We start from the raw sequence: 15,452 nt of genomic DNA on the forward strand, positions 1-15,452 counted from the left end.
TAGAGCCCACTCAACCACTGCGTCTTGCTCGACAATCCAAAGACAATTAAGAGGCTGGGACTTTTGTCCCAACCTCTTTGCTATGACTTGATTATGGGTTGAATGACACGTGTACGTGGTCGTAGTGATTTTCTGTTACACTTCCACGGTCTGGCATTTCATTCCAAGTATTTGCTGGTCCATAAATGTTGTCGAATGGAGCATAGAAACGTTGTTTCCAAATGATGTAGGAAATTCCATTTTCTTCAATATGATTGATTGCATATTGAGCTACTTGGTCACCGATCGCTGAACTTTCTGGAACCATAACGTCGATTGCAAGACCTTTACCGTGATCTTCTGGGTCACCAGGACGGTAACCACCGATATCAGTCAAGCCAAGTTCATTTATTACTTGTTCTTTGAAGCGAATCGCTTGAGGTTGAAGACCTTCATTTGAAGTAGGTGTCGCAGTTGAAGGAGTTGAAGCTGTCGTGTCAACAACTGGTGCTGGTGCACCATATTGTGGTGTTGAAGCAACCGCAGTAACTTCTGGTTCTGCTGGAACTTCAACGACTGGAGCTGGTTCAGCTACTGGAGCTACTGGTGCTTCCTCAACAACTGGTGCTGCTACAGGAGCCGCTACTTCAGCTGGCGCTGCAGCAGGTTGCGCAGGTGCCTCTTCAACAACTGGTGCTGGTGCTTCATCTGCTACTGGGGCTGCTGGTGCAGGTGTTTCTGCTGGTGCTTCTGGAGTTGACAAGCTTTCTGATACTTGGTCTGCCACTGCTGCTACAACTGCAGGTGCTTGAGGGAGTTCTACAGGTTGGTTGCTCTCATCTGCTACTGGTTTTGTCAAATCACCCACTGCAACAGTTTGGTTGTCTACTTTAATTTGGTTGTTGGTCAAATCAGCAGAAGTTGTCACAGTTGCATCAGCATTACCTGCTGTAGGAGTTTGGATTTCTACACCTGTCACTTGGTTTTGATCATTGACAGTTGTTGTCAAGACAGTTCCTGGGAAAATCAAATCAATGTTGCTGATTTGGTTCAAGTTTGCCAAAACAGTTACGTCAACATTCAAAGCTTCCGCAATCGTGCTTAGGGTATCCCCATACTTGATAGTGTAGGTTTGTTTGTTTTCTGAAGTTGAAATATCTGCACGAATTTCATCTACAGAACGGGCAACCCAGTCTCCATTTGATTCTGCTTTACCAGTTGTAAATGGCAAGACCGCCATAGCAACAGTCGAAGCAATTAGAGCTTTTTTGTTTACTTTCTTCATACGTTATTTCCTCGTTTTCTTATTATCGGAGATTTATCTCCAGACAGATACATTTAATATTCTACCACATTTTTTGCCCGAGGAATGACCCTTCTTTTCTTTTAATCTAACTGACCCTAATTTGTAACATTAACCCTTCCTTGTTACATTCTCTTAACATTTAGTGACAGTTAGTACTATTTGGATAATCAAATAAATTTGTTGTATCAGAAGCCTTCAAACGCCCTGAACAAAGAGATTTTAGAGAATTTTTCAGCGAAAATAGAAGCTAAAAACACCCTAAGTTCGTCTCCTGTAGACATCACTCGGGTGCTATTTTTAACGGCTTTGTATCTTGTTAATAGAACACGCCTACAACTCTTTGGAAAAAGATAAATCCAACTAGGAGCAATCACTCCGTCGTTGGATTTCCTAATTTCATCTTGCATTTTGTGGGCTTTATATCTTATTTGACCTTCATCATTCTGACCAGATTGGCGCGTTCGGCTTCTTCGAGTTTCATTTCGATATAATAGATGGTCTCCTTGAGGTCTGGAATGGTCGCATACTCCAGTCCATTTACCCGACGGCGCGTTTTTTCGATCTCATCGGCCATGAGCTGGCAAGTTTTTTCAATCTCAGCTAGACGAAGCAGGTCTGGGAGGAGTTCTTCCATTTCTTGAATGGTGCTATCCATCTGACTATTGGAAGCCACGTAGCTGTAGACCACGTCTCCCTCATCGTCTCCATACGGATTATCGATATGGGCATGCATCTTGGGCACGCGCACACTCATGATATTCTCCGTCTCGATATGCAGGCTGACCTCACGCGTCGGCACCGCAAAGATTTCCTGGACCATGAGGTCATTTTCCAGACATTTGGCGAGGACAAATTCTTGCATATTTCCGACGAGAGCTGCCTCAACCTTCTGGCGGAGGCGGTCATTTTCACGGACCGATTCGATGAAGCGTCGCATGAGCTCGTCTCGTTTGTCCTTGAGAAGTTTATGCCCTCTAGTTGCTGTCTTCAGGCGCTCTTTGAGGGTGTTTAACTCCATCCGGGTGGGTTTGACATTTAATCGTGCCATTTGACTTCCTCCTTTCTACTCCTAGGCTTGTGCTTCCTTGGAAGTTTTTGGGAGGTATTCGTCGATCATATCATCCTTGATCCGCTTGAGCTCTGTCCTTGGCAAGATAGCCAGCAATTCCCAGCCCAGATCTAGACTTTCTTGAATGCTCCGATTGGTAGTAAAGCCTTGATTGATGTATTCCTTCTCAAAGCGATCAGTAAATTTGACATAGAGCTTGTCTGTATCTGACAAGGCAGACTCCCCAAGCACCACGGCTAACTCTTTTGCTTGTTTCCCTTGGGCATAGGCCGCAAAGAGCTGGTTCATGGTCGCCGCATGGTCTTTCCGAGTCTTCCCTTCACCAGACCCCTTGTCTTTCAAACGAGAAAGAGATGGAAGGACATTGATCGGTGGACGGTAGCCACTGTTGTAGAGATCACGGGACAGAATAATCTGACCTTCGGTGATGTAGCCTGTCAAGTCAGGAATAGGGTGGGTGATGTCATCTTCCGGCATGGAGAGGATCGGAATCTGGGTCACAGATCCTTTCTTACCAACCAAGCGTCCTGCACGTTCGTAGAGGGTGGATAGGTTGGTATAGAGGTAACCTGGATAGCCCCGACGTCCGGGAACCTCCCGGCGAGCAGCGGATACTTCCCGAAGGGCTTCACAGTAGTTGGTCATGTCGGTCATGATGACCAAGACATGCATGTCTTTTTCATAGGCCAAATATTCTGCCGCTGTCAAGGCAATCCGAGGAGTGGCTATCCGCTCGATAGCTGGGTCATTGGCTAGGTTGATAAAGAGGACAGAGCGGTCAATGGCTCCTGTTTCCCGAAGGTCATTCATAAAGAACTCTGCTTCTTCAAAGGTAATCCCCATGGCCGCAAAGACCACGGCAAAGTTTTCTTCGGAATTCAGTACCGTCGCTTGACGGGCAATCTGAGCTGCCAACTCCTTGTGAGGAAGACCAGAACCGGAGAAGACTGGGAGTTTTTGGCCCCGAACCAGGGTATTCAAGTGGTCAATGGCCGAGATTCCTGTCTGGATAAATTCATCTGGATAGTCCCGAGATACTGGGTTGATGGCTTGTCCATCAATGTCCAAGTACTTCTCTGGGATAATCTCCGGACCACCATCGATGGGTTTGCCCATCCCGTTAAAGATGCGGCCCACCATGTCTTCGGACACTGGAAGTTCTAAGGGACGTCCGGTAAAGCGGACTTTGGCTTTTTCCAAGTTGATCCCGCTAGATCCTTCAAAGAGCTGGACCATGGCCTTGTCTTCTTGGACTTCGAGGACTTGTCCCTGACGGGTTGTTCCATCATGGAGCTTGATTTCTACGAGTTCATTGTAGCGAACCCCTTGGACCTGATCGACAATCATCAAGGGGCCAACAACTTCGCTGACAGTACGGTATTCTTTAATCACGCTCATTGTCTACTCCTCCTTGGGCTACGATTTGGTGTAGGGTTTCTACGATTTCTTCTTTCAGGGTTTGAATGGTGGCCAACTGATCCTCATGTATGAACTTACTACGGGCAATGCGGTCCCGAAGGTCTACCGTTCCTTCCATGATTTCTGTGAAGTAAGCCCCTAATTCCAATGCTTTTTGACTTTCTTGATCAAAGGTCAAAATGTTGGTCAACAAGGCCACCTGCTTGCTGAAAGAAGTATAGGTGTCTACCTCATCAAAGGCATTTTGTTGCAGGTAGTCTTCACGGATCATCTTGGCCGCATTCATAGTCAAGCGGTCTTTTTCAGACAAGGAGTCCAGACCAACCAAGCGCACAATCTCTTGCAATTCACTCTCTTTTTGCAACAGATTCATGGCGCGGGTGACTTTTTCTGCCCAGCTAATCTGCTCATGCTGATCGATATATTGGCCTACCTCATCTTGGTAAAGGGAATAAGAGCTCAACCAGTTGATGGCTGGGAAGTGGCGACGTTGCGCCAACTGAGCATCCAGTCCCCAGAAGACCTTAACAATCCGCAAGGTGTTTTGCGTTACGGGCTCTGAGATATCTCCACCCGGAGGGGAAACAGCACCGATAGCGGTAATAGAACCTTCACGCGCAGTCGTTCCGAGTGTCTTAACCCGGCCGGCACGTTCGTAGTATTCGGCAATCCGGCTACCAAGATAGGCCGGGTAGCCTTCATCTCCGGGCATTTCTTCTAGACGACCAGACATTTCACGAAGAGCTTCTGCCCAGCGCGACGTCGAATCGGCCATGATGGCAACGGAATAGCCCATATCACGGAAGTATTCGGCAATGGTAATCCCTGTGTAGATGGAAGCTTCCCGCGCTGCCACTGGCATGTTCGAAGTGTTGGCAATCAGAACCGTCCGTTGCATGATGGATTGGCCGGTTGTTGGATCGATCAATTCTGGAAACTCATTCAGAACGTCTGTCATTTCATTTCCACGTTCCCCACAACCAACGTAAATCACGATGTCCACATTGGCAAACTTAGCCACCTGGTGTTGCACGACGGTTTTTCCAGCTCCGAAAGGACCAGGAACAGCTGCAGCACCACCTTTTGTCACTGGGAAGAAGGTATCGATAACCCGTTGACCTGTGACCAAAGGCTCTACTGGGATCAGTTTTTGTGCAAAGGGACGGCCTCGACGAACCGGCCATTTTTGCATCAAGGTTCCGGTAAAGAGGCTGCCATCTGCTTGCTCAATCTCATAAACTGCTTCTTCTACTGTGTAAGAACCTGCTGCAATCTTGGTCACACGCCCACTGACTCCGTAAGGCACCATGATGCGGTGTTCCACCATATTGGTCTCTTGAACGGTACCGACGATGTCTCCAGCGACCACCTCTCTCCCTTCTACCACAGTCGGTTCGAAGGTCCATTTGGTGTTACGGTCTAGATTTGGAACCTGAACCCCACGAATAAGGAAGTCACTGGCTGTGACTTCTTGGAATCGTTCCAAGGGGCGTTGGATCCCGTCAAACATCTGAGAGATCAAACCTGGTCCTAACTCAACAGAGAGGGGAGCCCCAGTTGTGAGCACTGGTTCACCTGGTCCGACTCCAGACGTTTCTTCATATACTTGGATAGATGCCTCATCCCGACGCATCTCAATAATTTCGCCAATCAATCCAAGATCGCCGACCCGGCAAATATCTTGGATATTGGCCTCCTGCATCCCTGATGCGACCACCAAGGGACCGGAAACTTTAATAATTTTTCCTTGAGTCATGTATTCCTCCTGGGAATCCTTTGTTTCTTTGTATTACTTTTGCACCATATCGGCTAGAGATTGCTTTTGTTGACCATTTTCATCGAAATTAGTTGGATCCAGCCAAGCTTCGAAGCGCTCTTTGATAGCTGGCCATTCTTGATCAATGATGGACAACCAGTCTGTGTCTCGAGTCCGACCTTTATAAACAACAGCCTGACGGAAACAGCCTTCATAGGTGAATCCCAAGCGCTCAGCTGCTTTACGAGAAGCTTGGTTTAAGGCATCACATTTCCACTCATAGCGTCTGTAGCCCAAATCCTCAAACACATAGCGCGCCAAGAGATACTGAGCTTCGGTTGCCATGCGTGTCTTCTTAAGCAATGGTGAGTAGGTCACCGCTCCAACTTCAATCACTCGGTTGGCTTGATCCATCCGCATGAGAGAGAATGTCCCTAAAGCCTTGCCGGAATCTTTGTCTACAATCGCATAGTAAAAGCGACCTTGGGCTGTCATGAGATCATCCAACAGACGATCCCACTCAGCTTCATTGTGGGCAGGGCCATTGAATAGATAGGTCCACATATCTGCTGGGGAGGCTGGCCCGTAGACCTGATAAAGATCCGCTCCGTGTTTTTCCTTTGACAGGCGCTCGATTACGGTATAGCAACCCTCAATCCGCTCAATAGCTGGTAGACGCCCCGGTGTAAAATCTGGCAGTTCATCTCCAATCGCTTGGCCAAATTCATTTATTCTCATAAAATATCCTGCCCCACTGCTTTTTCGACATTATCCCGAATACGTTGGCGTCCTAGCCCAGTCGAGCCCTTATGAGTAGGAATCAAGATGACTGCTGGAGTTACTTGGCGATCGTAGTGGGCAATGGTATCTGGGATTTCCTGAGCCATATCTTCCGTCAGATAGATGATGCCAAAATCTTCTTGGCTCAAGTGACGTAAGGTATTAATGGTTTCCTGAGCCTCTGCTACGGGAAAGGTCTGAAAGCCAATCATCTGAAAAGGAAGGATAGCATCTCGGTTTCCCACAACGGCAATTTTTTGCGTTTTACTGGCCATAGATCGGTCTCATCCTTTCTTTTATTTTGTCAATTGGAAGCTGATTGTCCAGACCCGTCAAGACCAAACGTAAATTCTTCACCTCCAGCTCTTTTCCGAAAAGATAGCGAGCTAAAGGCAAGGGGCCATCTGTCTCAAAGGAAGCTTGTTCCAAAATTCGGTACTTAATCACATGCTCCAGGTATTCCACTGTCTCAGCGCTCACTCTCCCTGCTCGCATCTGCTCTTCGTACCGAGTCAGTTCCACATCATAAGGCAAGGGATTGACTTGTTGGAACCAACTGATGAGGTTGCCTTGCTCCACACATTGGATGACTTCTCTTGCTGAGAGCGTCCCTGCATCAGACAAGAGTTGCTTCATAAAGCTGCCTGGCTTTTTCAGGCTGAGGGCCCGCTCAACTGTGATGACATTGTAACAATCAATGGTCAAGGTGACCAGCGATTCTAAAAGTGGATGCTCAAGGTTTTCCGCCAAGCGTTTGAGATGATCAAAGTAAGCCAGATCCATGCCGATTTCCAGAACCCGAATATCCTGATAGTCGACATATTCCTGCCAGGTCGCTGCTACTTCCTGAGCCATAAACTCTGGACAGTTCTCTGAAGAAAAGGTCTTGGCTACTTGTTCAAGAACTGCTAACGAATAGGGGCCTGCATCCAATAATAAGAAGTTCAACTCCCTCCCCGTTGCTCGCTCTTTCAAGAAAACCTTGAGATTGTGATAGGTGTACTTGAGGGCAAAGAGGTCGACCACAGCTGGATTCGGAGCTACTTGATAAGCCCAGTCATACTCTGCTAGAAGATGCTTCATCAAGGCTTGCTCGACTACTTGGACTTGACGCAGTTGATCTGCCTCCAAGGCATAGGCCGTCCCTTGCAAGAGACTGGCACGCGCTTCTGCATCTGGGCTAGTCAGAAGGGCATCAAACTGAGCTGGGCTCAAAAAACTAGCTTCACGTACACTAATCCCGGTATTTACTTGAGAATACGTCCGTTCACTCATAGGCCCTCCTAGTTCTTCTCTTCTTTAAAAATGCTAGCTGCCATATGGAAGCTCTGCTCCTCCCGTACAGCATCGACGAGATCACGGTAGAGATAGCTGGCATCCACTTTGCCAAAGGAAAGGATAAAACCTGCTTCTTGGGCAAGAGTTTCTTTCGCTAACTGAAGCTGTGGATAGGCCTCTATCAAATCCTGACGATCTAGATCCGTCAGTTTTTCTGCCGTCACGGCACCTAGGGTTAAGACCATTGCTTGGTCTGCATAACGAGGAAGAACGCGGTGAAGAAATGCAAGTTCTTCTTCACGCGACCAAGTCGCCATTTTCTGGTAGGCGTCCGCAAACAGCTCTTTTAAAACCCGTTGCTTGGTGACCAATGTTGATTGACGTTTTTGATTTTCGATTTGTTGGCTTTCACGTTGCAAGCGGCGCTCAATCGTCTGCAATTGAACCGCCCGTTGGTGTAACTTTTCTTCTACCAAACGAGTTTCCTGCAACTGAGCTTCTGCTTGTACCTTAGCCGTCGCTTCTGCCACTAATTTCCGGCCTTTTTCATGGGCCTGTTCAAGGATGGAGTCCTTTAATTGGGAATAATCCGTCATTGTTTCTATTTCCTCCTTTGGAGTTCTTCACCACCGATAAAAGACGAAGAGAAGCCTCCTCTTCTTTGACTTAGGTGTGTCTAGATTAGCCGACGCGAAGAGTCAAAAGGAAGGACACAACGAAGGCCAAGATGGCATAGGTTTCAACCATGGCCGCAAGGATAACCCCTTTCATCATGTCTTCTGGGCGTTTTGCCAAGATTTGCATCCCAGCAGTTGCGACATTCCCTTGGTGTTTCGCTGAGAAATAGCCAACAATCGCTACTGGAAGAGCTGTGAAGAAGTAAGCAACTCCTGTTTCAAGAGCCATATCTGGCTTAATTTGCAACCAGATCAAGATTCCGATAACGAAACCATACAGACCTTGTGTACCTGGCAACAATTGCAAGATCAAAGCTTGGGCAAATTTTTCTGGTTGTTCTTTCAAGAGTGCGGCAGCAGCTTGACCAGTCTTACCAACACCGAGGGCTGAACCCATTCCGCTAAGAGCCACTGCAATGGCTACACCAAGTGCTGCAAAGAAGGCACCCCCATGGGTTGAGAAATATGAAGCTAAAGATTCCATGAATATACTCCTATAAAATTTTTTATGATTGATTTACTGAATTATTTTTTTGTTTTAACATAGCGTTCTGACGGTTTTAGAGGTCGGAAGGGTTTGCCACCACCCTCGTAGAACTTGCCAAAGAACTCGACAAAGATCAAACGAGCCCCGTGCACGTATCCTGATAAGAAGGACAGGAACATGTTGATAGCATGGAGTAGGACAAAGAGGACAAGGCCAACTGTGAACCGTCCCAGAGTCGGGAAGAGATTGACAATCAAGTTAAAGGCTGACCCGATGCTAGCCCCAGATAAACCGAGCGCCATCAAACGGGTGAAGCTGACCAAGTCTCCGACATAGCCACTAACATTGTAGAGGTTAAACAAACCTGCTGCTAATCCTGATAATTTCTTGGCACTGACAATGGACACCACCAGAATCCCAATCGCATTGAGAATAGCTAGCCACTGGCCAATGGGAACTAGGTAGGATAAGCCTGGTAGGATATTTCCGACTGCTAAGAGCATCAAACCTAATAAGATCAAGACCCAGGCAAAGCCTGCATTGTAGGCTTCGGTGTAGTCTTTCAGGCGGACATTTTTCATCCCACCTAGGAAGAGGCCGACCAAAACGGTGATGAAACCAAAGACAACCGATAGGATCAAGATGGTCATAGCATTGGTGGTCGTGCTGATCAAAGCAAAGGGCATCTCAAAGCCAAAGAAGGAACCATATACGACTCCCCAAAGGGCTACTGAGATTCCTAAGAGGCAGAAAAAGCGAAGGTTTTTTGCTGCGCTCGGCCGTAGCTGGAAAGCTTTTAGAGCAAAGCCAGTTGCCAGCGTTAACAAGAGGCCATAGCCGATATCTGCTACCATCATGCCAAAGAAAACAAAGTAGAAGAGAGAGACGATTGGCGTCGGATCTTTCTCATAATACTTGGGCAGGGCGTACATCTCGGTCACCAACTCAAAGGGCTCCACCAAGGCATTGTTTTTCAGTTTGATTGGCACCTGATCCCATTCTTCTTGGGTAACCTCTCGCGTCTGCAAGACGACTTGGTCCCCAAATTCCTTTTGAAGTTTGGCCTTTAAAGCTTCGAGTTGAGAGGTCTCAATCCATCCTTCTAATGCGACTAGATGGGTTGTACTGGCAAGAGAGCCTTTAGCCTCTTCCCGAGCTCCTAGACTCAAGACATAATCGAGTTGGTACTTGAGTTGATTGAGGTCTTCCTTTGCTTGGCTGAGCCTTTCCAAAGTAGCCGCTTCAACAGCACCTTGTTCTTTGATCTCTCTCTTGAGTTGCTCCAAACGTTCTTTGGGCAGGGTCTCTCCTTTGTAGTCAAACTCTTTGAAATGCGAACTGGTCAGCGTATCTTGAATATCCGCTAAGTCACCAGACTTATACAGGACAACGACTCCATGCTCTGTTTCCGAGCTGAAAACTACATCAACCTCTACATCTGGGTGCGCTAGCAAGGCTTGACGCGCCTGATCCTGTTCACTATTGGGAATGGTGCCGATTAAGCCACGAACATAGCGGAAACGCTTGAGCTGGTCAGGTGTCATTGACAAGTCAACCCATTTTTCTAAAGAGGCAAGCTCTTCTTGGGCTAGCTGGATGCGATCCCGTGCCTTTGCTAAGACAGCCAATTGTTTTTGCACCGACTGTAAGAGACGTTGCTCATCACGAATGACCCCATGGGACTCTAAATCGTGAAAAGACAAAGATAAGGGAGCTTCTTTTAGTTTTTCTAATCCCTTCTTTTGAGGAATAAAAGGCTCCAAGGCCTGAATGGCCTTTTCTAACTGCTCTTCCCGACGTCTGAGTTCATCCAGTCTTTGAGCTGATCCTTTGGCCCCATCACTCGTCTGGAAAGCAACTTGCCAGTCCTCTTGCTCGCTCAAATCATAGATTTGGACGGATTCCTCTGACTGAAGTGACAAGAGAAGCTCGTCCATTAGATTTGTGGGCAAGACTAGGGAAAGGTGTTGCATTGGGCTAATTGCCATAGGTTGCTACCACCTTTTCTACAATTTCGTCTACCAAAGCTGCTCGCTTATTTGTCATGGCTTGCTGCACCTTTTCGTCATTGCGCTGGCTGGTCACTGCAAGGTCTGCTTCCAAGCTAGCAATCGTCGCTCTCGAGGACTCTTCCCGCTCTGCTACTAGCTTAGCGGTCTCTTTGTCATAGGATGCTGCTACCTCCTGTAGGTGATCACCTAACTGTTGGCGCAAATCTTGGACCTGATCTTCGTAACTTGCGACAACGGCTTCTGCCGCCATTTCAATCTCTTGCATCATTTCTAGAGTTGCGTTGGCCATCACTCCACCTCCTTACCTCTTCCTTTACGAGAAGGAACAAATTCTTGTGTAAATTATAACATATTTTAACAACTTTTTTCAGCGTCTTTCCTTTGTTTCCAGAGGTTATTTTTTTAACAAAGGTGATTCAAAAGAGACGCTGATTCTGTTCCTTCTTTCAGTCGTTCGCTGGTCGTACTCCTTGTATATCCCGGTTTTTTATGTTATACTGTGAAATATATTATAGGATTTTCTCCATGTGTAACCTCAGTTGAAAGGAGGACCGCTGTGAAACAAGATCGTGATCTCCGAAGCATTATTAAGAGCCATCAAGAAGAAATGACGGAGCTAGAGTTAGACATCGCCCGCTATTTTTTATCTCCTGAAGCACAGCAACACTCTCTTTCCTCGTCTAGAGTGACGGAACTGTTGCATGTATCAAAAGCTGCTTTGACCCGTTTTTCCCAAAAGTGTGGCTTCACAGGCTATCGAGAATTTATCTATCACTTTAACGAAGAAACCAAATCTCAAAAACAACAATCCCCGCACGACGAATTAACCCAGGATGTCTTGCGTCGCTACCAACAGGTCCTTCAGGCTACAGAAAACCTAGCAAAAGATGACCAAATCAAAGAAGTCGCTAACTTAATCACTCAAGCAGATCGGGTCTACTTCTTTGGAAAAGGAAGCTCAGGATTGGTGGCTTCTGAGATGAAACTTCGCTTCCTCCGACTAGGCGTTATTTGTGAGGCCTTAACCGATCAAGACGGCTTTGCATGGACGACCAGTATCTTGGATAAATCCTGTCTGGTCATTGCCTTCTCTCTGTCGGGAACCACACGCTCGATTATCCATAGCCTCTTGGATGCTCAAGAAATGGGGGCAAAAACCGTTCTTCTTACGGCTCAACCAGACGCTATCAAAGATGACTTTACGGAAATTTTACCAGTTGCTCCCCTACCTGGAAGCACCTATATTGACCGTATTACGGCGACCCTTCCGTTCTTAACCACGATTGATTTAATCTACGCTCACTTTCTTGAAATGGATCGGGAGCGCAAAGAGAAAATTTTCAATAGCTATTGGGAAAACAAAAAACTCAATGGCTACGATTCACGTAGACGGTAGTCTCCATATGTATCACCAGGCGCCAAGGGCTTTTGCCTTCGGCACCTGGTTTTTCTTTTCCACAAAAAGAGAGTGGGACAGAAATCGGTCATTCGTTAGAATTCGATTTCGTCGTCCCACCTCCGCACAGTTGAGTAGGGCTATAAAAGTTGATGAAAGCAGCGTAGTAGAGCCCACTCAACCACTGCGTCTTGCTCGACAATGCAAAGGCTGGGACTTTTGTCCCAGCCTCTTTTCGATTTAATTGCGTCTAGCTTGTTGTTGCTTGAAATGGTAGTAAGCTCCTATCATCCCCGCCGTATTTTGATGATGCGCAAACTCCAATTGTGTTTTGTCTGCAAGGCTTGGAACGAGGGAGTCTTTGAGGGCGACTGAAATTTTTGGTTTCAATATAGCTTCCTGTCCCATGACCCCACCACCAAGAATGACCACTTGAGGATTGACAACATAACAGATATTGGCAAGCCCCTTACCTAGGTAGTCGACCATACGATCGATTCCCGCCATACAGATGGTATTTCCTTGGGTCGCTTCCTTGAAAATACGACGACCACTCCATTGTTCGACAGGGTCCCCATGTTGCTTGGCAACATATTCAACTAAAGCTGTTGTTGAAGCCAAATCTTGGAAGGCGCCATCTTGAAGATGGAGGTAACCGACTTCACAGGCAGAATTGCTAAATCCATGGAAAATCTCCCCATTGATTAGGAGACAGCCACCGATTCCAGTGCCGACTGTTAAACAGACCGCAACTTGAGCCCCCTGGCCATTCCCTGACATGACTTCTGCTAAACCAGCACAGTTGACGTCATTTTCAATTTCGCAGGGAATATGATAGGCATCTTCAATTTCTTTTTTAAACTGAGTTCCCGCATAATTGGGAATCTGAGGTCCCGCATAAAAGATTTCCCCCTTATCGGGATCAACCATGCCAGCTGACGAAATACAGACTCCAAGAATATTATTTTCTTCGAGGTAAGATTCTACTAAAGCTTTGGTTTTCCCTAGAATTCCAGGTCCCCCTTTTTCAGCTTCTGTCGGCATTTCATGCGACTCAATCAAATTCTCTGCTTCATCAATCAGACCATATTTAATATTGGTCCCACCGATATCAATCGCTAGGTAATAGGCCATACACCTCTCCTTTCCGATTTCCATTCCTTTTTAAAGAAAACGTTCCTTAACTTCACGGATTAAACTAGCTGCTTTTTGAACCACTTCCTGGTCTGTTTCAGTTACTGGAGTTAATGGACTCCGAACAGATCCCAGTTCTAGACCTTCATTGATCCGCAAGACTTCTTTAATGACTCCATACATGTTTCCATGAGCAGACGTCAAGACTCCGATGATACCATTGATGGCAAACTGCAAGGCACGCGCAGTCTCCAAGTCCTTATCCGCAATCAATTGATTGAGTTTCAAGAAGAGCTCAGGCATGGCACCATAAGTACCTCCAATCCCCGCTCCTGCCCCCATCAGACGGCCACCTAAGAATTGTTCATCTGGACCATTGAAGACGATATGGTCATCGCCTCCCAAAGAAGCAAAGGTCTGAATATCCTGAACAGGCATAGAGGAATTCTTGACCCCAATCACCCGTGGATTTTTCAACATTTCTTTATACAGACTCGGTGTCAAAGCTACCCCTGCCAATTGCGGGATATTGTAGATGACAAAGTCTGTGTTTGGCGCTCCTGCGCTGATTTCATTCCAATAGTGGGCGACACTATACTCTGGCAAGCGGAAGTAGATTGGCGGAATGGCCGCAATGGCATCTACTCCTAGTTCTTCTGCATGTCGTGCCAATTCCACGCTATCCTTGGTGTTATTGCAGGCTACGTGAGCGATGATGGTCAATTTCCCTTTAGCCACTGCCATGACTTCTTCCAAGACTAGCTTGCGATCGGCCACGCTCTGATAGATACATTCGCCGGAAGATCCGTTGACATACAAGCCCTGCACACCTTTCGCGATAAAATATTCTACGAGAGCACGCACCCGCTCCGGGCTAATTTCTCCTTGGTCATCATAGCAAGCGTAAAAAGCTGGGATGACTCCTTCATATTTTTTTAAATCTGACATTCTTTTTTCCTTTCACGAATGTTTACAAAATCCTATTTTTTCTTTTTTATTCTTTAAAACGAGCAAATATTTTTTCCATCAATCCAACCTGTAGGAAGGTCAGGCTAGAAAAACCAATCAAGAAGAAGACCATGAGCCCTAGTAGAAAGCTTAAGACAGAAGTCACAAAAACCATAGCTACTAGCAACAAGAAAGTCCCCATAACGAAAAACCATGGGAAATACAAACCGGTTACAATCAGAGCTTTTTGAAGACACTCTACCCAAGTCAAGCGGTAACGCGCCGCAATTGGATAGGCCGCTAGCATGACCAGAAGGAGGAATATGAAGAGTCCTAGACACACAGCTTTTAACACCTGCATCGGCAAAGCTGTCTGGTTCCAAAAGAGCAACAAGTCAAAGAGACAGATCCCTGAAACGAGCAGCTCAATTCCTCCGAGCTGAAGACCCAACTTCCAATTTTCGCGAAAGGCGCTGATGTAGGTCCGAATGACTGGTAGGCGACGCTGGTGTTTGATCGCAAAAACCGTTTGATACAAACTAATCTTCGCGATTCCGATGGTAACAATCGGTAGACAGCTCAGCACAAAAAGAAGATTGACTGTGACTAAGTCCGCTATTTTCTCGCTGATTCGCATCACCAGATTGTCTGTATTAAAAACTGTTTTGATCAATCCTGTTTCTCTTTGTGACATACCGTCTCCTTTCTGACTCTCTTAATCGATTAAAATCTTCACTAACTGTTTTCGAACCTTATCTTCTTGACCCGCATAACCATTGGGCTGGTGAGGTTCTCCTGGGAAGAAAATCGAAAAATTATGATAACCCAGATGTAGCGGATAAGACTCCTGACAATGGACAAAACCGATGTCCGATGCTTCATCAAATGCGATAGCCTCACCTGTCACACGAGATCCATAACTCGAAAACTCATGCCCTTCTACCAATAGATGCAAATCGGCATATTTTTTGTGATGCTCAAAGCGGTCGCTTACTTCTTTATTGAGGATGTTTTCTTGAACAAGAAGAAAAACCTTATCCCCATCAATTTCGTATCTCCCCAATTCAAAAGAATCCTTCCGATGCTCATAGAGAAAATCAACGGCCTGATCTAGATTGGGGTGGATTCCCTTGTAAAAGGTGATGTTTTTTAAATCATCAAATATCATGCACTCATCCTTTCGACACATCTTAAGACGAGAAAAGAAAACA

General features: G+C 46.4%; 16 protein-coding genes. 1 reads left to right on the forward strand and 15 read right to left on the reverse strand.

Annotated features, from left to right (window positions below; genetic code table 11):
- Positions 1-91: 91 nt before the first annotated feature.
- From DW738_RS09400 to DW738_RS09450, 11 genes are all read right to left on the reverse strand, one after another.
- Positions 92-1,264, reverse strand: a complete 1,173-nt coding sequence (locus tag DW738_RS09400; protein WP_023024953.1) for a LysM domain-containing protein — start codon at positions 1,262-1,264, stop codon at positions 92-94.
- Between the two features lie 445 nt (positions 1,265-1,709).
- Complete coding sequence (locus DW738_RS09405) at positions 1,710-2,333, reverse strand: V-type ATP synthase subunit D (protein WP_023027505.1); 624 nt, start codon at positions 2,331-2,333, stop codon at positions 1,710-1,712.
- 21 nt (positions 2,334-2,354) lie between these two features.
- The gene (locus tag DW738_RS09410) at positions 2,355-3,752 is read right to left on the reverse strand and encodes a V-type ATP synthase subunit B (RefSeq protein WP_023024949.1); all 1,398 of its coding nucleotides are present in this window, start codon (positions 3,750-3,752) and stop codon (positions 2,355-2,357) included.
- Complete coding sequence (locus tag DW738_RS09415; protein ID WP_123160869.1) at positions 3,739-5,529, reverse strand: V-type ATP synthase subunit A; 1,791 nt, start codon at positions 5,527-5,529, stop codon at positions 3,739-3,741. Before DW738_RS09415 ends, DW738_RS09410 begins: the two co-directional genes overlap by 14 nt.
- A gap of 33 nt (positions 5,530-5,562) precedes the next feature.
- Positions 5,563-6,267 carry a GNAT family protein gene (locus DW738_RS09420; protein WP_123160870.1) on the reverse strand — a complete coding sequence of 235 codons (705 nt, stop codon included), beginning with the start codon at positions 6,265-6,267 and terminating at the stop codon, positions 5,563-5,565.
- Positions 6,264-6,584: a V-type ATP synthase subunit F gene (locus tag DW738_RS09425; RefSeq protein WP_023027501.1), complete on the reverse strand. Its 321-nt coding sequence runs from the start codon at positions 6,582-6,584 to the stop codon at positions 6,264-6,266. The genes DW738_RS09420 and DW738_RS09425 overlap by 4 nt, the downstream gene beginning before the upstream one ends.
- Positions 6,574-7,584, reverse strand: a complete 1,011-nt coding sequence (locus DW738_RS09430) for a V-type ATPase subunit (protein ID WP_123160871.1) — start codon at positions 7,582-7,584, stop codon at positions 6,574-6,576. Before DW738_RS09430 ends, DW738_RS09425 begins: the two co-directional genes overlap by 11 nt.
- 8 nt (positions 7,585-7,592) lie before the next feature.
- Entirely contained in the window at positions 7,593-8,183 is a 591-nt protein-coding gene (locus tag DW738_RS09435; RefSeq protein WP_123160872.1) for a hypothetical protein, read from the reverse strand.
- A gap of 85 nt (positions 8,184-8,268) precedes the next feature.
- Positions 8,269-8,748, reverse strand: coding sequence for a V-type ATP synthase subunit K (locus tag DW738_RS09440; protein ID WP_023024938.1), 480 nt, complete (start codon positions 8,746-8,748; stop codon positions 8,269-8,271).
- Positions 8,749-8,789: 41 nt separating this feature from the next.
- Positions 8,790-10,739: a V-type ATP synthase subunit I gene (locus DW738_RS09445; protein ID WP_123160873.1), complete on the reverse strand. Its 1,950-nt coding sequence runs from the start codon at positions 10,737-10,739 to the stop codon at positions 8,790-8,792.
- Positions 10,729-11,052: a hypothetical protein gene (locus DW738_RS09450; protein ID WP_117745130.1), complete on the reverse strand. Its 324-nt coding sequence runs from the start codon at positions 11,050-11,052 to the stop codon at positions 10,729-10,731. The genes DW738_RS09445 and DW738_RS09450 overlap by 11 nt, the downstream gene beginning before the upstream one ends.
- A gap of 267 nt (positions 11,053-11,319) precedes the next feature.
- On the opposite strand from DW738_RS09450, the gene DW738_RS09455 reads away from it, so the two are divergent.
- The gene (locus tag DW738_RS09455; protein ID WP_123160874.1) at positions 11,320-12,159 is read left to right on the forward strand and encodes a MurR/RpiR family transcriptional regulator; all 840 of its coding nucleotides are present in this window, start codon (positions 11,320-11,322) and stop codon (positions 12,157-12,159) included.
- A 240-nt stretch (positions 12,160-12,399) separates the two neighbouring features.
- On the opposite strand, the gene DW738_RS09465 is transcribed toward DW738_RS09455, so the two are convergent.
- Genes DW738_RS09465 through DW738_RS09480 form a run of 4 tightly spaced genes read right to left on the reverse strand, consistent with a single transcriptional unit; the run spans position 12,400 to position 15,409 of the window.
- A complete protein-coding gene (locus DW738_RS09465; RefSeq protein ID WP_120701397.1) occupies positions 12,400-13,293 on the reverse strand; it encodes an ROK family protein in 894 nt (297 codons plus the stop codon).
- A gap of 30 nt (positions 13,294-13,323) precedes the next feature.
- Positions 13,324-14,241, reverse strand: a complete 918-nt coding sequence (locus tag DW738_RS09470) for a dihydrodipicolinate synthase family protein (protein WP_120701398.1) — start codon at positions 14,239-14,241, stop codon at positions 13,324-13,326.
- 46 nt (positions 14,242-14,287) lie between these two features.
- Positions 14,288-14,935 (reverse strand): YesL family protein, encoded by a 648-nt coding sequence (locus DW738_RS09475; protein ID WP_120701399.1) that lies wholly within the window; start codon positions 14,933-14,935, stop codon positions 14,288-14,290.
- Positions 14,936-14,956: 21 nt separating this feature from the next.
- The gene (locus DW738_RS09480) at positions 14,957-15,409 is read right to left on the reverse strand and encodes a YhcH/YjgK/YiaL family protein (RefSeq protein WP_123160875.1); all 453 of its coding nucleotides are present in this window, start codon (positions 15,407-15,409) and stop codon (positions 14,957-14,959) included.
- Between the last annotated feature and the right edge of the window lie 43 nt (positions 15,410-15,452).

This window comes from Streptococcus sp. AM28-20 (assembly GCF_003603595.1).
Taxonomy (GTDB): domain Bacteria; phylum Bacillota; class Bacilli; order Lactobacillales; family Streptococcaceae; genus Streptococcus; species Streptococcus ilei.